Origin of the sequence: Ideonella azotifigens (assembly GCF_021043325.1) — a bacterium.
GTDB lineage: Bacteria > Pseudomonadota > Gammaproteobacteria > Burkholderiales > Burkholderiaceae_C > Ideonella > Ideonella azotifigens.
In genome coordinates, this window is the sequence record NZ_JAJNKD010000004.1 from 405,054 (window position 1) to 429,571 (window position 24,518).

The 24,518-nt window shown below is 67.8% G+C and carries 23 protein-coding genes; 6 read left to right on the forward strand and 17 right to left on the reverse strand.

Annotated features, from left to right (window positions below; genetic code table 11):
- Window positions 1–25: 25 nt before the first annotated feature.
- From LRH25_RS12310 to LRH25_RS12340, 7 genes are all read right to left on the reverse strand, one after another.
- A complete protein-coding gene (locus LRH25_RS12310; protein WP_141286085.1) occupies window positions 26–1,441 on the reverse strand; it encodes an MFS transporter in 1,416 nt (471 codons plus the stop codon).
- A gap of 88 nt (window positions 1,442–1,529) precedes the next feature.
- The gene (locus LRH25_RS12315; protein WP_141286075.1) at window positions 1,530–2,639 is read right to left on the reverse strand and encodes a porin; all 1,110 of its coding nucleotides are present in this window, start codon (window positions 2,637–2,639) and stop codon (window positions 1,530–1,532) included.
- Window positions 2,640–2,776: 137 nt separating this feature from the next.
- A complete protein-coding gene (locus LRH25_RS12320) occupies window positions 2,777–3,742 on the reverse strand; it encodes a Bug family tripartite tricarboxylate transporter substrate binding protein (RefSeq protein WP_141286083.1) in 966 nt (321 codons plus the stop codon).
- A 48-nt stretch (window positions 3,743–3,790) separates the two neighbouring features.
- Window positions 3,791–4,204 (reverse strand): hypothetical protein, encoded by a 414-nt coding sequence (locus tag LRH25_RS12325; RefSeq protein ID WP_231011226.1) that lies wholly within the window; start codon window positions 4,202–4,204, stop codon window positions 3,791–3,793.
- A complete protein-coding gene (locus LRH25_RS12330; protein WP_231011227.1) occupies window positions 4,201–6,051 on the reverse strand; it encodes a hydantoinase B/oxoprolinase family protein in 1,851 nt (616 codons plus the stop codon). Before LRH25_RS12330 ends, LRH25_RS12325 begins: the two co-directional genes overlap by 4 nt.
- Window positions 6,048–8,129, reverse strand: a complete 2,082-nt coding sequence (locus tag LRH25_RS12335; protein ID WP_141286073.1) for a hydantoinase/oxoprolinase family protein — start codon at window positions 8,127–8,129, stop codon at window positions 6,048–6,050. Before LRH25_RS12335 ends, LRH25_RS12330 begins: the two co-directional genes overlap by 4 nt.
- Before the next feature lie 15 nt (window positions 8,130–8,144).
- Window positions 8,145–8,996 (reverse strand): fumarylacetoacetate hydrolase family protein, encoded by an 852-nt coding sequence (locus tag LRH25_RS12340; protein WP_141286071.1) that lies wholly within the window; start codon window positions 8,994–8,996, stop codon window positions 8,145–8,147.
- Window positions 8,997–9,154: 158 nt separating this feature from the next.
- Between LRH25_RS12340 and LRH25_RS12345 the strand changes: the two genes are divergently transcribed.
- From LRH25_RS12345 to LRH25_RS12360, 4 genes are all read left to right on the forward strand, one after another.
- Complete coding sequence (locus LRH25_RS12345) at window positions 9,155–10,138, forward strand: LysR family transcriptional regulator (RefSeq protein ID WP_141286069.1); 984 nt, start codon at window positions 9,155–9,157, stop codon at window positions 10,136–10,138.
- A 169-nt stretch (window positions 10,139–10,307) separates the two neighbouring features.
- The gene (locus LRH25_RS12350; protein WP_141286067.1) at window positions 10,308–11,741 is read left to right on the forward strand and encodes a hypothetical protein; all 1,434 of its coding nucleotides are present in this window, start codon (window positions 10,308–10,310) and stop codon (window positions 11,739–11,741) included.
- A 42-nt stretch (window positions 11,742–11,783) separates the two neighbouring features.
- The gene (locus tag LRH25_RS12355; protein WP_141286065.1) at window positions 11,784–12,545 is read left to right on the forward strand and encodes a response regulator transcription factor; all 762 of its coding nucleotides are present in this window, start codon (window positions 11,784–11,786) and stop codon (window positions 12,543–12,545) included.
- Between the two features lie 5 nt (window positions 12,546–12,550).
- The gene (locus LRH25_RS12360; RefSeq protein WP_231011228.1) at window positions 12,551–14,662 is read left to right on the forward strand and encodes a PAS domain S-box protein; all 2,112 of its coding nucleotides are present in this window, start codon (window positions 12,551–12,553) and stop codon (window positions 14,660–14,662) included.
- Window positions 14,663–14,671: 9 nt separating this feature from the next.
- Here LRH25_RS12360 and LRH25_RS12365 read toward each other — a convergent pair whose 3' ends face one another.
- Window positions 14,672–15,514 carry a Crp/Fnr family transcriptional regulator gene (locus tag LRH25_RS12365; RefSeq protein WP_231011229.1) on the reverse strand — a complete coding sequence of 281 codons (843 nt, stop codon included), beginning with the start codon at window positions 15,512–15,514 and terminating at the stop codon, window positions 14,672–14,674.
- A 264-nt stretch (window positions 15,515–15,778) separates the two neighbouring features.
- Here LRH25_RS12365 and LRH25_RS12370 point away from each other — a divergent pair, with 264 nt between their 5' ends.
- The gene (locus tag LRH25_RS12370) at window positions 15,779–16,270 is read left to right on the forward strand and encodes a Rossmann-fold NAD(P)-binding domain-containing protein (RefSeq protein ID WP_231011230.1); all 492 of its coding nucleotides are present in this window, start codon (window positions 15,779–15,781) and stop codon (window positions 16,268–16,270) included.
- Here LRH25_RS12370 and LRH25_RS12375 read toward each other — a convergent pair.
- From LRH25_RS12375 to hemN, 3 genes are all read right to left on the reverse strand, one after another.
- On the reverse strand, window positions 16,240–17,505 hold the full coding sequence (locus tag LRH25_RS12375) for an MFS transporter (RefSeq protein WP_231011231.1): 1,266 nt from the start codon (window positions 17,503–17,505) through the stop codon (window positions 16,240–16,242). The genes LRH25_RS12370 and LRH25_RS12375 overlap by 31 nt on opposite strands.
- 146 nt (window positions 17,506–17,651) lie before the next feature.
- Window positions 17,652–18,338 (reverse strand): sulfite exporter TauE/SafE family protein, encoded by a 687-nt coding sequence (locus LRH25_RS12380; RefSeq protein WP_231011232.1) that lies wholly within the window; start codon window positions 18,336–18,338, stop codon window positions 17,652–17,654.
- 7 nt (window positions 18,339–18,345) lie between these two features.
- Entirely contained in the window at window positions 18,346–19,779 is a 1,434-nt protein-coding gene (gene hemN, locus LRH25_RS12385; protein WP_231011233.1) for an oxygen-independent coproporphyrinogen III oxidase, read from the reverse strand.
- A gap of 120 nt (window positions 19,780–19,899) precedes the next feature.
- Here hemN and fnr point away from each other — a divergent pair, with 120 nt between their 5' ends.
- Window positions 19,900–20,640, forward strand: a complete 741-nt coding sequence (gene fnr, locus LRH25_RS12390; RefSeq protein WP_141288734.1) for a fumarate/nitrate reduction transcriptional regulator Fnr — start codon at window positions 19,900–19,902, stop codon at window positions 20,638–20,640.
- A 58-nt stretch (window positions 20,641–20,698) separates the two neighbouring features.
- On the opposite strand, the gene LRH25_RS12395 is transcribed toward fnr, so the two are convergent.
- From LRH25_RS12395 to ccoO, 6 genes are read right to left on the reverse strand one after another with little or no spacing between them, the layout of a single operon-like run.
- Window positions 20,699–21,019: a hypothetical protein gene (locus LRH25_RS12395; RefSeq protein ID WP_141288733.1), complete on the reverse strand. Its 321-nt coding sequence runs from the start codon at window positions 21,017–21,019 to the stop codon at window positions 20,699–20,701.
- Window positions 20,994–21,227, reverse strand: a complete 234-nt coding sequence (locus LRH25_RS12400; protein WP_141288732.1) for a hypothetical protein — start codon at window positions 21,225–21,227, stop codon at window positions 20,994–20,996. The genes LRH25_RS12395 and LRH25_RS12400 overlap by 26 nt, the downstream gene beginning before the upstream one ends.
- A 23-nt stretch (window positions 21,228–21,250) precedes the next feature.
- A complete protein-coding gene (gene ccoG, locus LRH25_RS12405; RefSeq protein WP_141288731.1) occupies window positions 21,251–22,726 on the reverse strand; it encodes a cytochrome c oxidase accessory protein CcoG in 1,476 nt (491 codons plus the stop codon).
- Window positions 22,727–22,746: 20 nt separating this feature from the next.
- Window positions 22,747–23,685 (reverse strand): cytochrome-c oxidase, cbb3-type subunit III, encoded by a 939-nt coding sequence (gene ccoP, locus LRH25_RS12410; RefSeq protein ID WP_141288730.1) that lies wholly within the window; start codon window positions 23,683–23,685, stop codon window positions 22,747–22,749.
- Window positions 23,682–23,876, reverse strand: coding sequence for a CcoQ/FixQ family Cbb3-type cytochrome c oxidase assembly chaperone (locus tag LRH25_RS12415; protein ID WP_141288729.1), 195 nt, complete (start codon window positions 23,874–23,876; stop codon window positions 23,682–23,684). The genes ccoP and LRH25_RS12415 overlap by 4 nt, the downstream gene beginning before the upstream one ends.
- 13 nt (window positions 23,877–23,889) lie before the next feature.
- Window positions 23,890–24,510, reverse strand: a complete 621-nt coding sequence (gene ccoO, locus LRH25_RS12420; protein WP_141288728.1) for a cytochrome-c oxidase, cbb3-type subunit II — start codon at window positions 24,508–24,510, stop codon at window positions 23,890–23,892.
- Between the last annotated feature and the right edge of the window lie 8 nt (window positions 24,511–24,518).

Genomic DNA, 24,518 nt, shown 5'->3' on the forward strand with positions numbered 1-24,518 from the left:
ATGGCATCTGGCTGACTGCCGTGATTCACGGCGATATGTCTTCGAGTGCCCGATTGGTCGTTTCGATCATCCGCATCGCGGCGAGCAGGCCGATCACGTTGGCGAGGGCAAACATCAGGAAGACCGCGGCGATGCCCTGGCCAGACAAGACAATGCCGGCAACCGCCGGCGCGGTGGCCGAGGCCACGCGCAGCCAGGACGTCGCCAGCCCGGTGCCGATGGCCCGCATGCGTGTCGGGTAGATCTCGGGCGTGTAGAGATACAACAGGACTGTCGTGGTTCCCATCACCGCATAGGCCGACGAAGCGAGGATCATCACCGACAAGGCACTCTTGGCGCCGAGGGCCGCCAGCACCCCGAGCAGCGCGCCGCACAGCACGAAGCAGCCCATGGCCCAGCGGCGGCGGCCGACGCGGTCGACCAACAGTGCGCAGCCGAGGACGGCCACCACGCTCAGCACGTTGGTCAGCGACGCTACGCGCAGGGCTTCCTGCAACGGCATGTTGTAGACCGTCTTGTAAAGGGTCGGCAGCCAGTTGTTGATGCCGTTGGCCACGAAATACGACGTGGCCCAGAGTACCCAGACCACCATGGTGCGGGGCCGGTAGACCGGCGAGAACAGTTCTTTCCAGGATGCTCTTTTCTGTGACCGCAAACCGAGTGCCAGGCTTTCGACGCGACTGGCGATCTCCTGCCTGTTGTTCGTTGGATCGAGGCTGCGCTTGGACGTACTCGCCTCGATGGTTCGAATGATCTCTTCCGCCTTCTCGAAGCGGCCCTTCGAGATCAGCCACCGCGGCGACTCCGGCAGGCGGGCCAGAAAGATCAGGATCAGCAGGCCGGGAACGCCGCCGACGAGGAACATGTACTCCCAGCCAAATCGCGGCACCACGAAGGAGCCGACCTGGGCCGCAGCAAGCAGCCCGAGCGGGAAGATGAGTTCGTACAGGATGAAGAAGCGGCCTCGCCCATTGGCCTGCGACAGCTCGTTGATGTAGGCGGCGGCGATGGGCACTTCGCCGCCGACTCCGATGCCCTGGATGAAGCGCATCACGAAGAGCATCAGGAAGTTGCCCGACAGCGCGCAGACGATGCTCATGGCCGACATCAGTCCGACGGCCACGGCGACGATGGGAACGCGCCCGTAGCGCTCGGCCAGGGAGCCGAACAACAACGCACCGATGACCTGGCCGAGGTAGCCCGCGGCGATCAGCACACCCACCTGGACAGTGGTCAGGTGCCACAGGCCGACCAGCACCGGCAGCACGAACGCCAACGCCAGCGCATCGAAGGCATCAAAGAAGGTGGCGCTGCCCATGACGACGCGCGCCTTCGTGTGCCATCGCGTGAATGGCACGTTCTCGATGCGGAACAGCAATTGGGCTGCGTGGTGGGCGCCGTCTTGCTCGGACATCGCCGGTGTCGGGTGGTCGTACATCATGTCTCCATCACGCCGCTCGGGTCGTTCTTGTTGTCTGTCGAGCGGTCGTCGCGCAACTGGGAATTCGCGGTCTCGGGTCAGCGTTGCCCTAGAAGTCGTGCCGCACACCCACCTCGTAGGCGGTCGACTTCTGGCCACCGAAATAGTTGGCTGCCGTCGCCGTTCCGCTGACCGCCGGGCCACCCGGAATTGCGAAAGTCGCCGCGCCCTTGTTCTCGACCTGCGCCACGTGCGCGTAGAGGGCGGTGCGCTTTGAGAGGCTGTAGACGTAACCAGCTCCGAGCAAGCTGGCGTCCTTGGCGCTCTGCGCAGCCGTGGCGCCGGTCTGATTGGCGCGCAGATAGGTCAGCTTGATCACGCCCCGGCCGACTGGAATCACCGCGCCGAACTGGGTGTTCACAGTGCGGTCCACCCCGAACAACCAGCGCCGCTGCGCGACGTCGAGCTTGACGACGCCGAAGTCGTACGAGGCGCCGTAGACCTGATCCTTGAAACTCTGGTCGCCGGCGGCATTGTGCGTCGTGAATTGCGCGGCAGCGACGTTCCAGCCGCTCCCTGCCCAGCCCAGCCGGAAGCCCTCGCCCCTGGTGCCGCCAGCGGCCGGCGTGCCGCCTTCCCCCGCCGTCACGATGGCCTGACCGTAAATGCCGGCAAGTCCGGCCGGGAGGAAATATTCAAGCGCGTTGCTGACTCGCAATGTCGGGTTGGCCGTCGTGGCCTCGCCGGCCGTTCCGAATGCCTGGCCCAGTGCGCGCGAGGCGGCGAAAGACCGGAAGGTGTTGGCGCTGGCGATGCCCAGCGTCATGAACGGGTCGAAACCGGTCCACACCAGGTGCGTCGGCACCCAATCGCGGCCCAGCCGGACCTCGCCGAGTTGGGCGCTGGCCACGCTGACGGTGGAGCGGCGGTCCCAGAACTGCCCGGCCGGCGCAGCAGCGCCAGCAACGCCTGTGTCGGCGAGGATGGTTCCGTCCAGATAGAAGCCGGCACTGAGTCCGCCACCCAGGTCCTCGACCCCGCGGATGATGAGCTTGCTCGTCGCGTTGGCACCGCTGACTTCGGACTTCTGAGAACCAACCGAGCCGTTGCGGACCTGCCGCAGGCCCAGGTCCAGCGTGCCGCCGACCGTGACCGACGACTGCGCCGTGGCGGCGAAACAGGCGGCGCTCAGGCCGGCCGTGCAAATGCTTTTCAACATGATGCTTCCTTGCTTGCGATGGGCACTTGTTGCGCCATCCGCGTAGTGAGTGGGACGGCAATCTCCGCCGGGGCATCGCTGACGCCACCGTTGACGGGTGTGCCAATGCCTGTGGCGTTGGCCTGGGCGCGGGTCGGCTACTCCGGCTTGAAGCCGGCGTTCTTCAGCAATTCGGCGCCCTGCGCGACGTCTGCCGCCACGTAGCGCCTGAATTGCTCAGCGGTCTGGGAGACGGCGTCTATGCCCAGGCTTGCGAAAGCGCCACTCTTCGCCAGTTCGGCCACAGCCTTGTTGATGGCGGTGTTGAGGATGGCAATGCGCTCGGCCGCCGTGTCCTTCGGCGCCCACACGCCATACCAGGACACGTACGAGAAGTTCGGCATCCCGCTTTCGGCCACGGTCGGCACCTCCGGTGCGAGGGCACTGCGTTTGGCTGAAGTGATGGCGATCGGCTTGACCTTGCCGCTCCTGGCCAGGGGCAGCACGGAGATCATCGAGTCGAGCAGCAGGTTGACATGACCGCCACCGACATCGACCAGCGCCGGCTGCGTTCCCTTGTAAGGCACGTAGGTGAACGTGACGCCGCCTTGGCTGGCCAGCAGCAAGGTCGCCAGATGGCTGGGAGCACCGGCTGCAGGTATCGCAGCCATCCACTTCTCGGGCTGCTGCTTGGCGGCGGCCAGCACCTCGGCCAGCTTCTTCTCCGGCTGCTGCGGTGAGACCACCAGCATCAATGGCGCCTCGCCGACGCGCGCCACCGGCGCGAAGTCGGTTTGCGGGTCGTAGGGCGGGTTGGACAGCACCTGCTTGGCCAGCACATGCGTCGCCGCCGAGAACAGTAGCGTGTAGCCGTCGGCAGGCGCCGTCTTCACCGCGCTGCCGCCGATGGTGCCGCTCGCACCGGCCTTGTTGTCGACGATGACCGAGACGCCGAGTTGCTTGCGCAATTGCTCGCCGAGCAGGCGTGCCGCGTTGTCAACGCCACCGCCGGCGGCGAAGGGCACGACGATGCGAATCGTCCTGTCCTTTTCCGGGAAGGTGGCGGCTTGCGCCCATGTAGGCGCAATGGCCAGCAAGCTCGTCGCCGCCAGCAATTGGATGATGTTCAAGATGTCTCCTGGATTTTTGTATTTCGTTGGCAGCGGGTGTGCTCAACCTTCGAGCTTGGGTCCATGCAGTTCGGCGTAGGACCGCAGCGTCTTCTCGACCTTGGGCAACAGCCACTCGGTCACCGCAAGTGGCAGGCGTTCGCGCCGGGCCTGATCGAGCAGGTGGCGCAGCGGCTGCGCGCGCGTGCCCATCGCCGAGCCTTCCTGCGCGCGCTGCTGCTGTTCCACGAAAAAGGCCGCAACCTCTGGCACACCGGACCGCACACCGGTGTCACCCAGGTAGTCGACGATGTCGAGTTCGAAGTCGTCCAGGCGCAGACTGATGCCGCCGATGCCGCAGCCGCAGCCAGCCCCGAGCGCCACGTGCAGCATCGACAGCGAACTCCACAGGTCGAGCAGGTGCTCGGCACGCTGCACGAAATCGTTGGCTGCCACGGCCAGGCCCGCGCTGCTCACTGCCCGGCCCAGGCGAGATCACCTGCCGTACCGTTGCGCGGGGCCCGCGGGGCGCTGCGCAAGGTTCGCGTGGCTTCGGCGTGGACCTGGCCATTGGCGTCGAGTGCAACGCGGTAGACCTCGCGCGCCACCTCCGCGCTGACGTAGCCTTCGCGCACATCCTCGGCGACCTTCTCGATGTCGCGCTCCAGCGGGTCACCAAAGCCCCCGCCGCCGCCCGACAGCATCTTGTAGGCGTCGCCCCGTTCGAGCCGCACGTTGAAGATCTTGGCGTTCAGGTGGTCAGTCTTCCATTCACCCTTGTGGCGCACGGCCAGGCCGTTGCCCATCGCGTCGCCGCCGCCTTCCAGGCCCCAGGGCTTGCAATGCACGCGGTCGATGCGAGTCGTCACGGTGAATGGCGACAGCGCCTGCACCACCATCTCGGCACCGAGGCCGCCTCGGTACTTGCCGGCGCCGGCGCTGTCCTGGCGAATTTCGTACTTCTCGACCAGAACCGGGTACTTCGCTTCGAGCTGCTCGGTCGGGCTGTTGTGGGTGTCGCCGTCATTGATGCAGACGGTCACCGAAACGCCGTCTTCGCTGCTCTTGGCACCCCAGCCGCCGCCGAGCGGGCCGATGCCCACGATGAACAAGCGGCCATCCTCCGGGGAGATGCCGTGGATGTTCGGGAACACCAGGTCGGCATGGTGGCCGGCAATCGAGCGGTGCGGGATCGCCGGTGCCAGCGCCTTGAAGATGGTGTCGATGACCGTCATCGGGAAAGTCATCCAGACGCGCATCGGGTAAGGCCGCTCGGCACTGATGACGGTGCCCATCGGCATGACCACCTTCAGCGGCCGGAAACTGCCGTCGTTGACCGGGTAGTCGGTGGGCGTCGTCAGGCACTTGTAGGCCACCTGCGCGCAGGCGATGCCGGTCGTGAATCCCGAGTTGTAGAAGCCGCGAACCTGCTTGCTGACATCGGACAGGTCGACGGTCATCTCGTCACCAGCGACGGTGACCTTGACTCGGATTGGAATGCGCTTGCCGATCTCCAAGCCGTCGTCGTCCATGAACGATTCGGCCTCGTAGACGCCGTCGGGGATCGACAGCGTGTTCTGGCGCGCTACGGCTTCCGACGAATCCATGATCTGGCGGATCGAGGCGTTCACCGCATCGGCACCGTAACGCTGCAGCAGCTCGACGTAGCGACGCTCGCCGGTGGTGATGGCGGTGATTTGCGCGCGCAGGTCGCCGAGTGCCCGGTCGGCCAGCCGCACGTTCATCGCGATGATGTCGATCAGGTCCTGGTTGACGACGCCCTCTCGCTGGTACTTGATGATGGGGATCTGGATCCCCTCGCTGAAGATGTCGGTGGTGACATTGCCCAGCGTGCCGCCCACATCCAGCCAGTGCGCCATGCAGCAGGTAAAGCCTTCAAGCTTGCCCTCGTGGAACACCGGCATGGTGAACGTGAAGTGGTTCAGGTGGCTGCCGGTGGTGTAGGCGTCGTTGGTGACCAGGATGTCGCCCGGCAGGATGTTCTCGTAGCCGAAGTGCCGGATCTTGGCCTTCACGGTTTCCGACATGCCGCGGATGAACATCGGCAGGCCCAGCCCGATCGAGACCGTGTCGCCTTCCTTCGTGAACAGGCCGACCGTGAAGTCCAGCGCCTCGTAGATGATCAGGTTGTAGGCGGTGCGCGTCAGGTTGGTCTTCATCTCCTCGGTCACGGCGTAGAGCCCGTTGCGGATGATTTCGACAGTGACTGCGTCCACCGTCGAGGCGTTCGTGTCGGGGGCCCGGGTGGTGCCGTGGGTGGTGCCGTGGGTGTTGGCCAGGGTTGTGGCTTGGGCGGTGCTCATGAGCGGTCGCTCCCAATGGAAATCTGCAGGTTGCCGAGTTCGTCCACGCGCAGCTCATCGCCGGGCTGCACGACGGTGGTGGAGGCGTGTTCTTCGATGAGGGCCGGACCGGTGATGACGTTGCCGGCCAGCAGCAGGTCGCGCAGGTAGACCGGGGTGTCGGCCCAGCCGCCGGCGCGGAAGTACACCGGCTTGACGGCGCGAACCGCGCGCTTGTCCGGCGTGGCCGTGCCCACGTCCACGCTGTGCCTGGGCGGCTTCTTCATCGTGCCCAGCACCGTCACGCGCAAGCTGACCAGGTCGGCCGGCTCCTTGGGGGCCGAGGTGCCGTAGCGGACCTTGTGCAGTTCGTCGAATTGCTGCTTGATCGCCTGGCGGTCCTTGCCCGCGAAGTAGGCCAGCGGCAGGTCGACCGTGACGGCGTGTTCCTGGCCGACATAGCGCATGTCGGCGGCACGCTCGATCACCACGCCGTCGGGATTGATCCCCGATTGCGCCAGTGCCGCGCGGCCCTCGTCTTCCATCGTCTTGTACGCCGCCTCGATCTCTTCGAACGACACGTCGTTGAGCTTGCGGAACACCGATCGCACGTAGTCGTAGCGCAGGTCCGAAAACAGCATGCCGTAGGCCGAGAAGTAGCCCGGCGCATACGGGATCAACACCTTGCGGATGCCGATCTCGCGGGCAATGGCCGACGCATGCAGCGGGCCGGCGCCGCCGTAGACGACCATCGTGAAGCTGCCGGCGTCCAGGCCCCGCTCGGTGGTCACAGCCTTGACCGCATGTGACATCTGCGTCACCGCAATGCGCAGGATGCCGTCGGCCGCTGCGGTCGGGTCCAGGCCCAGCGGCTTGGCCACGCGCTCGCGCATCTGGCGCTGGCAGCCGTCGAGGTCGAGCTTGAGCTCCCCCCCCAGGAAGTGCTCGGCGTCGAGCCGCCCGAGCAGCAGATTGGCATCGGTGACCGTGGGTTCGGTGCCGCCGCGGCCATAGGCCACCGGGCCAGGGATCGAACCCGCACTCTGCGGGCCGACACGCAGCGCGCTGCCAGTCTCGACACGGGCGATGCTGCCACCGCCGGTACCGACTTCGTGGATGTCCATCATTGGGATCTGGATCGGCAAGGCACGTTCGTACCCACCGATCAGCGCCGAGCCCGTCGTCAGCGGCCGGCCCTCGCTGATCACGCCGGCCTTGGCGGTGGTGCCGCCCATGTCGAAGGCGATGGCATCGCCCATGCCGAGTTGCGCGCAGATCGCCTGGGCACCGATGACGCCGGCTGCAGGCCCGGATTCGAGCATGCGCACGCAGCCGACCTTGGCATGCGCCACCGGGAACAGTCCGCCGGTGGACTGCACGATGTAGAAGTCACCTTCGAAGCCGTGGCCGGAAAGGTGGGTCTCCAGCTGACCCAGGTACTCCGAGACCCGCGGCCCGACGTAGGCATTGGCCACCGCCGTCGATACGCGCTCGAATTCGCGGTACTCCTGGCTCAGCTCGTGCGAGGCGCAGATGAAGGCGCCGGGAATTTCTTCCTGCAGGATCTGCTTGACGCGCTGCTCGTGCGCCGGGTTGCGGTACGAGTGCAGCAGCAGCACGGCCACCGCCTCGACCTTCTGCCCCTTGAGCTCACGCGCCAGTTCGCGCACCGCAGCCTCATCCAGCGGCTTGTGCGTGCTGCCGTCGGCGCGCAGGCGCTCGGCGACCTCGAAGCGCAGCGAGCGCCGCACCAGCGGCTGGTGTTTGTTGAAGAAGAGGTTGTAGGCATCGGGCCGGTTGACGCGGCCGATCTCGTAGATGTCGCGGAAGCCCTCGGTGATCAGCAGCGCGGTGTTGGCACCGGTGCGCTCCAGCAGCGTGTTGATCGCGATGGTCGAGCCGTGCAGGAACAGGTTGCCGTCGCGCCAGTCGATGTCGGCGCTGGCGATGGTGGCCTGGATGCCCTTGACGAGTTCGCCATGAGTTGACAGCGCCTTGCCGAACAGCAGCTTGCCACTGGCCTCATCGAAGGCCGCCATGTCGGTGAAGGTGCCGCCGATGTCGACGGCGATGCGCAGTTGGGGTCGTGGGTTTGCCATGTCGGTCTCCGCGCTTCAGGCTTCCGTGGCGATGCGGTTGCGCAGCACACCCAGGCCTGTGATCTCCACCTCGACCACGTCGCCATCCTTCATGTAGACCGGCGGCTCACGGCGATCACCCACGCCGCCCGGCGTACCGGTGGCAATCACATCGCCTGGCGAAAGCGGCGTGAAGCGCGAGATGTATTCGATGAGCACCGGAATGTCGAAGATCAGGTCGTCGATGCTGGCGTGCTGCATCACCTGGCCGTTGACGCGCGTTTCCAGCGTCAGCTTCGCGACGTCGGGTACATCGTCGCGGGTGACCAACCAGGGGCCGAACGGCGCCGTGCCGGGGAAGTTCTTGCCGGGCGTGAATTGGTGGGTATGGCGCTGCCAGTCGCGCACGCTGACGTCGTTGAAGCAGGCGTAGCCGGCGATGTGCTCGAAGGCCTGCGCCTTCGGGATGTGCCGGCCGCCCTTGCCGATCACGAGGGCCAGTTCGCCCTCCCAGTCGAAGCGCTCGGAGAAGCTCGGCCGCAGCACCGCATCACCATGCGCAGCCAGGGTGTCGTTGAAGCGCAGGAAGAGCGAGGGGTACTCGCTGTCGGCGCGCTTGGTCTCGGCGACGTGGCTCTTGTAGTTGAGACCGACGCAGATCAGCTTGCCCGGATTCGACAGCACCGGCAAGGCCTTGACGGCGGCCGGGTCCACGGACGTGCCGCTCTTGGCCGCGGCCAGTTGCAGTTCGCTCTGCGCGCCGGCCTTGAGGACCGCCAGCAGGTCCGGAAAGCGGCTCAGGAAATCGGCGGGGGGTTGCACATAACGATCACCCTGGACGACGCCATACGTGGGCTGTCCGGCGTGAATGAAGCTGACGAGTTTCAACGGCGTCTCCTGACTGAGGGATGCTGCTGCCGGTGGCTCGGTCGAGTCGCTCGGTGCAGCGGATGACGCCAATGTAGAAATCCGGAGGCTCTCTGCCTACCTAGAATCCCAAGGATTCAGACTTGCCATTTTTGGCATGGCTCTTACTGGAAATCCCTATGAACATCGCCAGCGCGAGACTCTTCCTGGAAGTGGCCGAGGCAGGCAGCCTCAGCAAGGTGGCGGCACGCAGGCAGACGGTGCAGTCGCATGTCAGCCGGCAGATCAGCGAATTCGAAGCCACTTTTGGCAGTCCCTTGTTCCGGCGCACGGGGCGCGGCGTGGCGTTGACCGAACTCGGCTCCCGTGCCGCGCTGCGCTTGCGCTCTTGGCTTCAGGAAACGGAGCGCCTGACCGAGGACCTGCGCGCGGATGCGGGCAAGGTGCTGGGCGAGGTGCGCATGGGCATCATCCCTTCGGCTGCGCATCCGCTGGTGACGCGACTGTTCGAGCGCCTGCAGCAGGAACATCCGGGCATCCGTCTGAACATCGCCGAGGCGCAAGGCGCGGAGATCGACGCGATGCTGGACAGCGGGGCCGTTGACCTCGCGGTCCTCTTCCGCTTCAAGCGTCCGAGCGGACGTGAGGAGAAGCTGCTGAGCGTCGCGCACACCTACCTTGTGTCCGCGCCAGGTGACGATTTGACGTGTGAGCCCACGGTCAACTTCACGCGTCTTGCGAACTTGCGGCTGGTGCTGCCCCGGCGTCCGGGCCAATGGCGCAACGCGCTTGACGAAGCGGCGCGCAGCCTCGGGTTCAAGTTGGAAACTGTCACCGAGGCGGACTCATTGACCGTGCAGAAGGAGCTCGTTGCGCACACGAAAGGCCTCTACTCAGTGCTCGGCCCCTACTCGATGGCAGCCGAGTTGCAGAGCGGACGGCTTCAGGCCAGCCAACTCGTCAAGCCTGACCTGATCCGCCACACGACCCTGGCTTTGCCCAAGCAAGGCAAGCTCTCACCCGCATGTCGCATCGTCGCCGAAGTGGTTCAGCAGTTGACGCACTCGTGGGGAGACCGCCTCACCGAACCCGTACCCGAGGGCGACGCGTCGAAGTCGGCAGCGAAGGCCAGACGGTCGCCGAAGGAAAAGACTTCTGCGTGACCGCCTGGTCTCCCCATGCGGCCATTCGAAAGCGCCGATCGACCGAGCGCGCGTGGCCAACAGCGTGCACCCAACCCATCGGCAGGTGGCATCTCGGCCACCAATGGCAAGGAACAGGACCGCCGTTCTCTGCTACCTTGCCAGTCTACCGAGAACAATGGAGACCGGCATGCCCCTGCAAGCGCTGCGTTGGCTGAGCAGCCTCACCTTTTGCGCCACAGCCGCGCTGGCCCAAACGCCACCGCCGCCTGAGCCTTCCGCCTCCGCCGTGATGGACCTGCTGCGCCAGGCCGCGCCGCAGGTCGTGCCCTTCAGCGCTGAAGAGATCGACCGCGTGCAGGCCGGCAAGGGCCTGACGGATTGCTTCTGGGTCGGCACCGTGTCGCCGGCCACCTTCAACATCCTGAGTCCGGACCGGGCGGTGACCTACTGGATCTCGCAATTCAGCTTGCCCGAGGGTGCCAAACTGGTGCTCAAGGGTGAGTACCCGCGGGCGCGCTACATGTCGTTTGCTTCGTACAACCCGCTGGGCCAGCCGGTCGATGGCCTGGCGGACGATGGGATTGCGCCAGATGCGGGCAGCGTGAATCCCTTCCGCCCCGGCGCGCAGCGGCTGGCCATGCCGCGGCAGTTCACGGTGAACGTGCAGGCGCGCGCGGCGCTGCAGGCGGGGGTGCGGGTGGACGAGGCGACACGGCCGGCGAACACGATCTTCGTGCCGACGGGCGAGGCGACCTACCAGCTCTGGCTGCGGGTGTATGCGCCGGACGATGGGCTGGGGCCGCTGGGTGGCGCGAAGCTGCCGCGGCCGGTGATGACGCTGGCCGATGGCAGCCAGGTGGAGGGCGATGCGCTGTGCCGCGGCCAGGTGGTCAAGGACCAGGCCGTGCGGGACTTCCGTGCCAGCAAGGCTGGCAACCAGGCGATGTTCGCGGTGCCTGGGGCCAAGGCGCCCTACCACCCGGCCCAGCCGGTGCCGCGCTGGAATGGCTTCTACAACCCGCTGCTGACGATGGCCAGCGTGCTGATCAACACACCGTTCGAAGAGGCGCGCAACCGCATGGATGCGACGCGACGCAGCGGCTTCTACGGCACGCTGGACAACTACTACATGTCGGCCTACGTGGACGACCGCTACGGCGAGTTGCTGGTGGTGCAAGGCAAGGCGCCGCGTACGCCGTACACGCTGCAGGGCAATGCGGTGATGGACGCCAACGTGGACCTGCGCTACTGGTCCTTCTGCAAGGGACGCTCGATCCACGACGGCGCGGTGGACGCCTGCCTGATGGACGAACAGGTGCCTCTGGACGCGAACCAGCGCTACACGCTGGTGGTCTCCACGCCCGCCAACCGGCCAGCCAATGCGCGCGCCGAATGCGGCGTGGCCTGGCTGCCCTGGGGCGTGGGCGACGGCATGGACAACCCGCATGGCGGCTACATCATCCACCGCCACATGAAGCCCTCGCCCGGCTTCACGCAAAGCCTGTGGGCCACGCAGAAGCCGGGGGATGAGGCGGCCACGCTGGGTGAGTACTACCCGGTGCCGGCCTACCAGGCCAGGGCAGGGTTCGAAGCCCTGGGCTGCCCGGTGAAGAAGCCATGAGCAGTGAAGGAATCTGACGCATTCATCCCTTACGATGGCGGGATGTCGCTTCCCGCCGCCGTCAGCCCTTTGCACCTGGCCGTTCTCGACGACGAGCCCGACATCACCGCACTGCTCGCCAACTACCTGCAGGGCCGGGGCTACCGGGTCACGCAGCTGCACAGTGGCCGCGCGCTGATGGCGCTGATGAGCAGTGATGCGCCTTCGCTGGTGCTGCTGGACCTGGGATTGCCCGGCGAAGACGGTTTTTCCATTGCCCGCCAGCTGCGCGAGCACTGGCACTGTGGGCTGGTGATCGTCACCGGCCGCGGGGACGCGGTGGACAAGGTCGTGGGCCTGGAGGTCGGCGCGGACGACTACGTCACCAAACCTTTCGACCTGCGCGAACTTCTGGCGCGCGTCAAGGCCGTGCTGCGGCGCATTGCACCCGACGAAGCCGCTGCACCCGCCATGGCACCCGCTCCGGCCCCTGCTGCTGCAGCCGCCGGCCCGCAGCGCTTTGCCGGCTGGTCGCTGGACAGCTCGGCGCGCAGGCTGCTGGACGCACAAGGCCAGGAAACCGTGTTGACCACAGGCGAATTCGACCTGCTGAGCACCTTCCTGCAGCATGCCGGCCGGGTGCTCTCGCGCGACTTCCTGCTGGAGCAGACCCGCGGCCGCAGCGCCGCGCCGTTCGACCGCACGATCGACGTGCAGGTGGGGCGGCTGCGCAAGAAGCTGGAGGCCGATGCCGACGATCCGCAGATCATCAAGTCCGTGCGCGGCGCCGGCTACATCCTGGTGGCGCCGGTGACCAAGGGCTGAGACAGATGCGCAGCCCTGCCCCTCCGCCCGCCTCGGCGCCCAGCCTGCCGCTGGAGCTGGATGAGCGCGATGTGTTCCGCTCACTGTTCGCGGCCTACCCGGACGCGCTGATCGTGGCCGATGCCCGCGGCACCATCGTGCTGGCCAACCCGTCGGCCGCGGCCTTGCTGGGCTACATCCCCGAGCAGCTGGTGGGCCTGAATGTGGACGTGCTGGTGCCAGACGCGATCCGACCTCAGCACGCGGCTTACCGCGAGGGCTATGCCCGCCATCCACGCACCCGGCCGATGGGTACCCAGATGGACCTGGTGGCCAAGCGGCGCGATGGCAGCGAGGTGATGGTGGAGATCGCGCTGAGCCCGCTGCAAAGCCAGGGCCTGCCACTGGTGGTGGCGGCCATCCGCGACATTGGCAGCTACCCGCGCGTCAAGCAGGCCCTGCAGCGGGCCCGCTACAGCGAACACCTGGCGCAGCTCGGCCGCGCCGCGGTGGATGCCCGCGACCCGCAGGTGCTGCTGGACCAGGTGCCGGTGATCGCCGGCCAGGCGCTGCAGGTCGAGCTGGCCGCGGTCTACCTGCTCACGGCAGACCGGCTGAACTTCAGGCTGGTGAGCGGCTTTGGCGTGCTGGCGGAGGAAACCATCGGCTCGCAGCTGGCGAACCTGCCGGACAGCCCGCTGGCCTTCGTGCTGGCCCAGGGCGGGCCGGTGACGGTGGCCGACTACCGGTGCGAACAACGTTTCGTGGTGCCGCCTGCCTACCTGGCCGCCGGGCTGACCAGCGGGCTGGCCGTGCCCTTGTCCGACCGCGGGCGCACCATTGGCGCACTTGTCGTGCGCTCGCGCGAGGCGCAGCGCTTCGGTGAGGACGAGCAGCGCTTCCTCGAATCGCTGGCCAACCTGCTGACCACCAGCCTGCAGCGGGCCGAGTCCGAAGAAGCGCTGAACCATGCGCAAAGGCTGGAAAGCGTGGGCCAGTTGACCGGTGGCATTGCGCACGACTTCAACAACCTGCTGACGGTGATCCAGGGCAACCTACAGGTGCTCGAAGAGCTGCCGACGCTGGCCGACGACCCACACGCGCTGCAGCTGGTGGACGCGGCCACCCGGGCCAGCCGCCGCGGCGCCGAGCTGACCGGCAAGCTGCTGGCCTTTTCGCGCCGCCAGGTGCTGCAGCCCAGCGCAGTGGACGTGGGCCAACTGCTGCTCTCGCTGGCCGGCATGCTGCGCCGCACGCTGGACCAGCGCATCCAGATTGCAGTCGAGCCGCTGGTGGACTTGCCACCGGTGCTGGCCGACCCCGGACAGCTCGAATCCACGCTGCTGAACATTGCCATCAACGCCCGCGACGCGATGCCCGAAGGCGGCACGCTGCGCTTCACGGCCACGCCGCACGCGCGCCTGCCCGGCGCACTGCGCGCCGAGCTGGACCCGCAGGGCCAAGCCGACGGCGGCTTTGTCGCGATTGCCATCAGCGACACCGGCAGCGGCATGTCCGAGGAAGTCAAGGAACGCGCCTTCGAGCCTTTCTTCACGACCAAGGAGGCCGGCCGCGGCACCGGCCTGGGGCTGAGCACGGTCTACGGCTTCGTCAAGCAATCGCACGGCGCCGTGACCCTCGACAGCACGCCTGGCAGCGGCACCTGCCTGACGCTCTACATCCCGACCCAGGCCGACGCGCAGGCCCCGGCCAGCGAGCCGGTGCCGGCCACGCAAGCGCTGCCGCCAGGCTTGCGCGTGCTGCTGGTGGAAGACGACGCCGAGGTGCGCGAGGTGGTGCGGCAGTTCCTGCTGGCGCTGGGCTGCCAGGTGACGCCGGTGGCCAGCGGCGAGGCGGCATGGTCGATGCTGGAACAGCTGGACCCGCCGGAGCTGCCCGATGCCGGTTTCGACGTGCTGCTCAGCGACATCGCGCTGGGCGCCGGCATGCGCGGCACCGCGCTTGCAGCAAAAGCCAGGCAGCGCTGGCCGCTGCTGGCGGTGCTGCTGATGTCCGGCTTCTCGGCCGAGCTGCTGGAGGCGGACCGCGATTCCCCGCCCGACTGGGAGCTGCTGCGCAAGCCCTACAGCCGCAGCGAACTGGCGCAGGCGCTGGCCCGCGTCATTGGCACCAGGTGATTCGCTGGCTCACTGCAACGTAGGCGCAGCCGGCAGTTCGTCGGCCACCGGCGAAAGGCAGCGCTGCACAAAGGCTGACAGGGCGCTCACGTCCGGGATCTGCACCTCGCGGCGGCCCTTCTCGGCGAAGCAGATGATCCCGTCGCGGGCCAGGCGCGACAGCGCGCGGCTGACGGTCTCCAGCGTCATGCCCAGGTAGTTGCCGATCTCGGCGCGGCTCATGCGCAGCGTGAACTGATCGGTGCGCAGGCCACGCTTGGCCAGCGACTCGGCCCAGTAACGCAGGAAGTCCGCCACGCGCGCGTCGGCAGGCAGCGTGCAGACCGACATCAGCGAATCACGGTCACGGGTGATCTCGCGGCTCATCGCCTGGTGCAGCACCGTCAGCAGAGCCGGTTGGCGCAGGCTGGCGGCCACCAGGGCGTCATAGCGCACGCTCCAGACCTCGCCGGTGTCCATGGCCACGGCATCGCAGCCATAGTGGCCGTGGGCAATGCCGTCGAAGCCCAGCCAGTCGCCGCGGAACTTCAGGCTGACCACCTGCTCGCGGCCATCGGCCGACAGGCGCACCAGCTTCACGAAGCCGGCGTTCATCAGGTGCAGGCACGCAAAGGCTTCGCCGGCTTGGTAGATGCGATCGCCTGCATGCACCACGCGGCGCTGCGGCGCAAGCGCCTCGCCGATCAGGCTCAGCGTGTCACCGATCTGGGCAGCAGCACTGAGCTGCGTGCGCGCCAGGCCTGGCAGCTTGGGCGCTTGCGCCATGGCCCGAGCCGGGGGCGTCGGCATCGCCATCACGTGGGCGGCAGGAACGGCGATGGCAGAGGCAGTGGCGGCGGCAGAGCTGTGCATGGGGATCTCCAGGGCGTTGGCATTCAGGTTGAGATGAATGCTAGGCAGCGCCTGCAACACAGGCATCAACGGCCCGCGTCGCTCGGTAACAGTGGGTCAACAGACCGTGTCAACCGCGTATCAGGCAGGCCGGCGGCGGCGGGCTTGACGCCGCTCAAATGCGCGCCGCGCTGCCGCCGCTAGGCTGGGCCTCCGCGCAATCAAGGCTTGCGCCGCACCTCCCCGCAACCCATGCCTGCCCGCTCCCACATCCTTCCGTCCCCCATGCCCGAGACGCTGCCTCCCGCGAATCTCGCCGCCCGGCAGGCCACACTGCTGGCCAGCGCGCGCAGCCTGCAACGGGCGGCCGCGGCCGGCACCGCTTCGCAACCGCTGCGTGGCCTGAACCTCGGGCTGCTGTGCGAAGACAGTGCGGCCGACCCCACCCAAGGCGCCGGCCTGCTGCGCCGTGCCGCGCTGGCGCTGGGCGCACAGGTGGCGCTGGTGCGCCCCAGCCAGTGGCAGACCGGCACGCCAGAGGACCTGCAACCCACGCTGCGCCTGCTCGGCCGCTTCTATGAGGCGCTGGCCTGCGAGGGCCTGCCAGCCGCGCTGGTGCAGCAGATCCGCAGCGAGGCCGGCGTGCCGGTCTGCCAGGACCTGGCCTCGGGCGCGCATCCGGGCCACACGCTGGCCGACCAGCTCGAAGGCCAGAGCTCCGAGGCCGACAAGCGCTGCTACCTGCTTCAGGCGCTGCTGCTGGACGCGCTGCGCTGATTCGCGGTGAATGACGACTCACTCAGCGCTGCGGCACGCTCACGCCACACGCTGTAGCCCGCCACCGCAAGGCCGCCCAGCGTCAGCACGGCCGCCACCCAGGGCAGGTGCGCGAGGCCGGGCCCGTGGTCGATCACCACGCCGCCCAGCCAGGCGCCCAGCGCGTTGCCCAGGTTGAAGGCGGCGATGTTGAGGCTGGACGCCATGCTCTGCCCGGCCCCCTCGGCCTTGCTGAGCACGCGCAGCTGAAGCGGTGCCACGGTGGCGAACGCGCCGGTGCCCAGCAGCCCGACGAACAGCACCGCGGTGAGGTGGTGGCCCATCGCGAACCCCATCAGCACCAGCACGGTGGCGAGTGCGGCCAGCGAGCCGAGCAGCATGCGCACCGGCGCGCGGTCGGTCAGCCGGCCGCCGATGACGTTGCCGAGGATCATGCCGACGCCGAACATCAGCAGGATCACCGACACCGTGGCCTCGACAAAGCCGGTGACCTGGGTCAACAGCGGCTGGATGTAGGTGAACACGGCGAACACGCCGGCGAAGCCGAACACGGTGGCCGCGAGCCCGAGCACGACGTGCAGCCGTCCCAGCACCTTCAGTTCCTCCTTCAGCGACACGCCGCTGCCGCAGCCCGCCTCCCTCGCCGAGACGAACAGCGCGATGACCGCCATCGCGACGAGGCCGATGGCGCACACGGCCCAGAACGTAGCCCGCCAGCCGAAGTTCAGCCCGAGCCAGGAACCCACCGGCACGCCCAGCAGCGTCGCGACCGTCAGGCCGGTGAACATCGTCGACAGCGCAGCGGCCTTTCGGTCCGGCGGCACCACGCTGGTGGCGACGACTGCGCCCACGCCGAAGAAGGTGCCGTGCGCCAGCGAGGTGATGACCCGCGCCACCATCAGCACCGCGTAGCTGGGCGCCAGCGCACAGGCCAGGTTGCCGAGCGTGAAGATGACCATCAGCGCGAGCAGCGCCGTCTTGCGCGGCACCTTGCTCAGCGCTGCCGTGAGCAGCGGCGCTCCCACGAACACGCCGAGCGCGTAACCGGAAATGAGCAGGCCTGCGGTGGCCACGGTGACCTTCAGGTCCGCCGCCAGCTGCAGCAGCAGGCCCATGATGACGAACTCGGTCGTGCCGATGCCGAAGGCGCCGATGGTCAGCGCATAGAGGGCCATCGAAGGGCGCTTGCCGGCGTTTGCGGAGGCGCCCTGGCTGGATTGCGGTGGGTTGGTCATGCCGGCGTGGTCTCCATGGTCGATGCCTGGAAGACTAGCGACGGCTTGTGTTCCCCACCTCTCCCGAAAACGCCCTCCTGGTGCCGGCTGATGGGGGGAGGCCTGACTCTCCCCGGCCCCTGGCCGCGGGGCACCTTCTCAGGCTCTCAGGCCACGCACCAGGCAGCGAACTGCGCCAGCAAGCCATGGCTCAGCGCCCAGCCCGAGCCCAGCACCAGGCCGGCGCCGGCCATGCGGTAGCCCCAGGCCTGCGCCAGCACGGGCGAGACGCGCTGGCCGCGCCAGCTTTGCCAGCGGGTCCACAGCCAGGGCGCCAGCGCCAATGCGGGCATGGAGCCCAGCGCAAACGCGGCCATCACCAGCGCACCGCCCAAGGCATCGTTCGCCAATGTGGCGAGCAACAAGCCGGCCTGCAGCGCGCCGCAAGGCAGCGCCACCCAACCCAGCCCGGCCAGGCCGGCGCGCCAGGGCCGGCGGCGGCCACCCACCCAGCGCACCGGACTGGCGCCGTCGCGCAGCAAGGCAGCCGGCAAGCGGCCGGTCAACAGCCACCACAGGCCCAGCGCCAGCAGCGCCAGGTGCAGCGCCACCCACAGCGGCCGCAGCGCCGGCACGGCCTGGCTCCAGGCACCCAGCGCCGCCACGCTGGCCGCCGCCAGCGCACCGCCAGCCATGTAGCCCACGAGCCGGCCCAGCTGGAAGCCGGCCAGGTTGCGCCCGCAGCCACCGGTGAGCGCCGCACACGGCCCGGCGCACATGCTGGCGCAGTGCGGCGAAGCAGCCACGCCCATGGCCAGGCCAGCAAGCACCAGCGGCAACATGGCAGCGGTCATCAGGCGCTCAAATCATCCTGGAGAAACGCTCGCGCTGGCGGTCGGTCTGCAGGTAGCGGTCGAAGACCATGGCCACTGCGCGCACCACGTACCAGCCGGTGGCGGTGACCTGCAAGGCATCCGGCTCGATCTCGACCAACCCTGCCTCGGCCAGCGGCGCCAGCTGCTGCAGCTCGGTGGCGAAGTAGCTGCGCATGTCCATCAGGTGAGCGAGTTCGATGGATTCGAAGTCGACCCGGCCCTGGCACATCAGCGCCATGATGACGGCGCGCCGCACCAGGTCGTCCCTCACCAGCGCCACGCCGCGCTGCACCGGCAGTTCGCCCTGGCGCAGCGCGTCGTAGTACTCGGGCAGGGTCTTGGCGTTCTGGTGGTAGCTCGCGCCCACGCGGCCGATGGCCGACACGCCCAGGCCGATCAGGTCGCAATCGGGCTGGGTGCTGTAGCCCTGGAAATTGCGGTGCAGCCGACCTTCGCGCTTGGCCACGGCAAGAGGATCGTCCGGCAGCGCGAAGTGGTCCATGCCCACATAGGTGTAGCCGCGACCCAGCAAGCCGGCGATGGCACCGCCCAGCATTTCCACACGTTGCGCGGCGCTGGGCAGCTGCAGGGTGTCGATGCGGCGCTGCGGCTTGAAGCGCTGCGGCAGGTGGGCATAGGCGTACAGCGCCAGGCGGTCCGGCCGCAGTTCGCCGATCTGCGCAATGGTGCGCGCGAAGCTGGCCGGCGTCTGCTGCGGCAGGCCGTAGATCAGGTCGGCATTGATGGAGGCGAAGCCCAGTTCGCGCGCGCTGACCATCAAGGCTTTCACGCTTTCGAACGGCTGCACGCGGTGCACCGCCTGCTGCACCTGCGGATCGAAGTCCTGCACGCCGAAGCTGATGCGGTTGAAGCCCAGTGTGCGCAGGTGGGCCAGGCGCTCGGCGCTGACGGTGCGCGGGTCGACCTCGATCGAGAGCTCCGCACCCTCGGTGAAGCCGAAGGCGGCGCGCAGCGAGGCCAGCAGGCGGCCCAGCTCCTCGTCGGACAGGAAGGTCGGCGAGCCGCCGCCCAGGTGCAGCTGCGAGACCAGCTGCGAAGCCGACGGGCCGTCGCCCAGTGCGGCGCGCACCAGGCCGATCTCGGTGTCCAGCGCCTGCAGGTATTCGGTGGCGCGCTCGTGGTGGCGGGTGATGACCTTGTTGCAGGCGCAGTAGTAGCAGACCGACTCGCAGAACGGGATGTGCACGTAGACCGACAGCGGCCCGCCCAGCGCCGCGCCGCCGCCGCGCAACGCCAGCGCTCGGCGGCACTCGGCCGGGCCGAAGGCTTCGACGAAGCGGTCTGCCGTGGGGTAGGAGGTGTAGCGCGGGCCGGGGGCGTCGAAGCGCCGCAGCAAGGCCTCGGGCAGCAGCGGCGACGCCTGCTCTGCGCCAGCGGAGGTCGACGAAAGGACTGTCATGCCCGGCATGCTGCCCGGCACCGGCCTTGGCCGGCTTGATCTGGCGCAAGCGCCCACAGCAGCCGGGCTTGAACAATCAGGTCCCGGACCTTTGTTGTCTCACATCAAGACTGCCCCGCCATGATTCCCCTGACCGATGCCTGCGCCGCCCAGGCCAAGCCCAATGTGGCCTGCTCACACTGCAATCTGCGCGAGCTGTGCCTGCCGGTGGGCATTCCGGACGACGAACTGCAACGCCTGGACGGCATGGTTGCCACCCGCCGCAGCGTGCGCCGCGGCCACACGCTGTTTCGCCACGGCGATCCGTTCGAAGCGGTCTACGCGGTGCGCACCGGCTTCTTCAAGACCCGCATCACGCCTGAAGACGGACGCGACCAGGTCACCGGCTTCCAGATGGCAGGCGAATTGCTGGGGCTGGACGGCATTGGCAACGACCACCATGCCTGCGACGCCGTGGCGCTGGAGGACTCTCAGGTCTGCGTGATTCCCTACAGCCAGCTCACGCAGCTCTCGCGCGAATTCCCCGGCCTGCAGCGCCAGTTCCACAAGATCATGAGCCGCGAGATCGTGCGCGACCATGGCGTGATGCTGCTGCTGGGCAGCATGCGAGCCGAAGAGCGCCTGGCAGTGTTCCTGCTGAACCTCTCGCAGCGGCTCAAGGCGCGCGGCTTCTCGCCCTCGTCACTTGTGCTGCGCATGACACGCGAGGAGATTGGCACCTACCTGGGCCTGAAGCTGGAGACCGTGAGCCGCTGCTTCTCGAAGTTCCAGGAAGACGGCGTGCTGGCGGTACGCCAGCGGCAGATCGACGTGCTGGACCCCGAGGCCTTGCAGCGCCTGGTAAACAACGCGCACGGCTGATCCAGCCGAGCCGCGGCGGTGCCACCCCCCTGCGTGACACGCTCCGCGGCGCCAGCGGTCATTCGGGCGCCGCCTCGCGCTCGCGCCGCAAGCCGCCCACCAGCCACAAAGTAGCGGCCGACGAAATGGCGGTCGTGACCCAGAAGACCAGGAATGCCAGCGAACAGATGGCGTTGCGCGACCATTCGGATTCGCCGCTGCCTGGCAGGTCGTGCACGCTGCCGGGGTCCACGAAGGCGAACATCAGGCCGGCGAGCAGGCCCGCCATCACGAATGCAGGCCAGAGCACCAGCAGCAGCCTGCTGCGAAGCCTGGGCCGGAAAGCGACGGTGCGCTCCTCCGGCTCGTCTTCCTCAACGGCGTGCGGGGCTGGCAGCATGATTGCGCGCCTGCATGGCATCGGTCGTGGCCCCCTGCTCTGCGCTGCCCGCCTCCAGCAGCGGCCGGTCCCGGCCGTGCAGCGCCAGGCCGAAGGTGGCGAAGCTCGCCACCACCACGAGGGCGGGGCCGCCAAACACCATCCAGGCAGTGGGCACCCGCCACCAGGGCAAGGTCGGTTGAAACTGTTCGATGGGCCTTGCCTTCATGGCTTGTCTCCTTGTTGGCGGAATCAGCGGGGGATCACAAACGAGGACTTTTCGCTCACCGCGGCACCCGCGGCGCCCAGCGGCGACACCTCGAAACGGATCGGGTGGGCGCCCGGTTTCAAGGCCGCCGCCTGCTCGGGCGGCACCCGCACCGCGAGCGTCACCCAGCGGGCTTCGGCAGGCAGCAGGCTGACCTCCGGGCTGCCGGACAGCACAGCGCCGGGAATGCCCTGCACTGCCACGTGATAGCGCTGTGGCTGCTCGGTGGCATTCATCAACTGCAGCCGGAAGACGTTCTCGACCAGGCCGTCTTCAACGATGCGCGCCAGCGTGGCGCGGTCGCGCACCACGTCCACCTTCAGCGTGCGGCGCAGACTGAGGCTGGTGACAAACGCGACGGCGATGACGATCAGCACCGCGCCATAGATCAGCACCCGGGGCCGCAGCAGGTGCGGCAGGTCAAGCGCTGGCTTGGGCGGCTTGGTGAGGTCCGGATGCGGTTCCTGCCGGGCCAGCGCATTCTGCGTGGCATAGCGGATCAGGCCGCGCGGATAGTGCATCTTGTCCATCACACCGTCGCAGGCGTCGATGCAGGCGGTGCAGGCGATGCATTCGTACTGCAGCCCCTCGCGGATGTCGATGCCGGCCGGGCAGACCTGCACGCACAGGCTGCAGTCGATGCACTGGCCCAGGCCGGCGCTCGCCAGGTCGGTGCCGCGGGCGCGCGTGCCGCGTGGGTCGCCGCGAGCGCTGTCGTAGCTGACGATCAGCGTGTCCTTGTCAAACATCGCGCTCTGGAAGCGCGCGTACGGGCACATGTACTGGCAGACCTGCTCGCGCAGGAAACCAGCGTTGCCGTAGGTGGCCAGGCCGTAGAAATTGACCCAGAACCATTCCCAGGGGCCGAAGTCCAGCGTGAAGGCCTCGGTCCACAGGCTGTGGATCGGCGTGAAATAGCCCACGAAGGTGAAGCCTGTCCACAGGCCCAGCAGCACCCACACCACGTGCTTGCCGCCCTTGCGCCAGAGCTTGTTCAGCGTCCATGGGCCGGCGTCCAGCTTCATGCGGGCGCCGCGTTCGCCCTCGAAGCGGCGCTCTATCCACAGGAAGATCTCGGTGTAGACCGTCTGCGGGCAGGCATAGCCGCACCACAGGCGGCCGCCCACGGTGGTGAAGAAGAACAGCCCGTAGGCGCTGAGCACCAACAGGCCGGTGAGGTAGATGAAGTCCTGCGGGTACAGGACCAGTTGGCCAATGTAGAAGCGCCGCGCCGACAGGTCGAACAGCACCGCCTGCCTGCCGTTCATCGACAGCCAAGGCAGGCCATAGAACAAGGCCTGCGTGAGCCACACCATCAGCCAGCGCCAGCGGGCGAAACCGCCTTTGACCGAGCGCGGGTAGATCTTCTTCTGCTTCTGGTAGAGCGAGACCATCTCGCCCTCGCCCGCTGCGGACGCAGCGTCACCCGGGGCTGGCACGATGGGAATGACGCGGGTCATGCAGCTTGCCTTGATTTGCCTTACGGCGTGGCGGAAGTTGTGGCCGTGGCCGTCGTCACCGGGCCGGACTTGGACAGGCCCCAGACGTAGGCGGCCAGCAGGTGGATCTGCTGCGCCGAGAGGCGCTCGCCGTGCGCCGGCATGACGTTGGTCTTGCCCTTGTTGATCATCGCCACCACCGCGTCTTCACCCCAGCCGTGCAGCCAGACCTTGTCGCTGAGGTTGGGCACGCCCAGCGCCTGGTTGCCCTTGCCATCCGGCCCGTGGCAGGCTGCGCAGGCCACGAACTTGGACTTGCCGAGCTGTGCAGCCAGGCTGTCGTGCGGGCTGCCGGACAGGCTGAGCACGTAGTTCGCCACCTGGTGCACCTCGTCGGCATTGCCGACCGCTGCCACCATCGGCGGCATGATGCCCACGCGGCCTTCGCGGATGGTCTCCTCGATGCGCTCGGGCGCCCCGCCCCACAGCCAGTCCTGGTCGGTCAGGTTCGGAAAGCCCTTGCTGCCGTGCGCATCCGAACCATGGCAAGCCGCGCAGTTGTTGGCGAACAGGCGCTCGCCCACCGCCATGGCCTGCGGGTCCCGGGCCAGTTCGGGCGCAGTCTTGGCAGCAAACGCAGCAAACATCGGCGCGGTGACCGCGTTGGCTGCCGCCTGCTCTTCCTTGTACTGGCCGACGCTGCTCCAGCCCAGCTGGCCAGGCGCGCTGCCCAAGCCGGGGTACAGCGCCAGGTAGCCGGCGCCAAACACCACCGTGAGGATGAACAGCCACATCCACCAGCGCGGCAGCGGGTTGTTGAGTTCGCGCAGGTCCTCGTCCCAGACGTGGCCGGTGGTGTTGTCCTGCGCCATCACGCGGCGGCGTGCCGCGATCAGCAGCAGCGCGATGCAGGCCACCAGGCCCAGCACGGTGACTGCGGCAACGTAGTAGCCCCAGCCTGCGTTGATGAAGTCGCTCATGCCCGGCTCCCTCGCGTGTGATCTTCAGCCACCGCGGCAGCGGAGAGAGGGCCGTCATCCCCTTCAAAGACCAGGCGGGCGGCAGCCTCGTGCGCGGCGCGTTGCGCCGGGCGCCAGGTCCAGACCATCAGCCCGATGAAGAGGGCCAGGCTCAGCAGCGTCACGAGGCTGCGGATGTCGTTGATGTCCATGGTGTCCCTCAATTCACTTGACGTGCGTGCCCAGCGACTGCAGGTAGGCCACCAGCGCGTCGAGCTCGGTCTTGCCTGTCACGGCCTCGGCACTGCCGGCCACATTTGCGTCGGTGTAGGGCACGCCCAGCCGCTGCATGGCCTTGAGCCTGGGGGGCACACTGGCCGGCTCGATGGCGGCCGTCTCCAGCCAGGGGTAGGCCGGCATGTTGGACTCGGGCACCAGGTCGCGCGGGCCGGCCAGGTGCAGGCGGTGCCACTCGTCGCTGTACTTGCCACCCACGCGCTGCAGGTCGGGCCCTGTGCGCTTGCTGCCCCACTGGAAGGGATGGTCGTAGACGAACTCGCCGGCCATCGAGTAGTGGCCGTAGCGCAGCGTTTCGGCATGCAGCGGGCGGATCATCTGCGAGTGGCAGTTGTAGCAACCCTCGCGCAGGTAGACGTCCCGGCCGACCAGCTGTAGCGCCGAGTACGGCTGCAACCCGGTCACCGGCTGGGTGGTGGAACGCTGGAAGAACAGCGGAATGATCTCGACCATGCCGCCAACGGCGATGACCAGCAGGATCAGCACGATCATCAAGAAGTTGCTCGTCTCGATGCGCTCGTGGCCGCTGACGGGAGAATGGGTGCTCACAAGGCGCT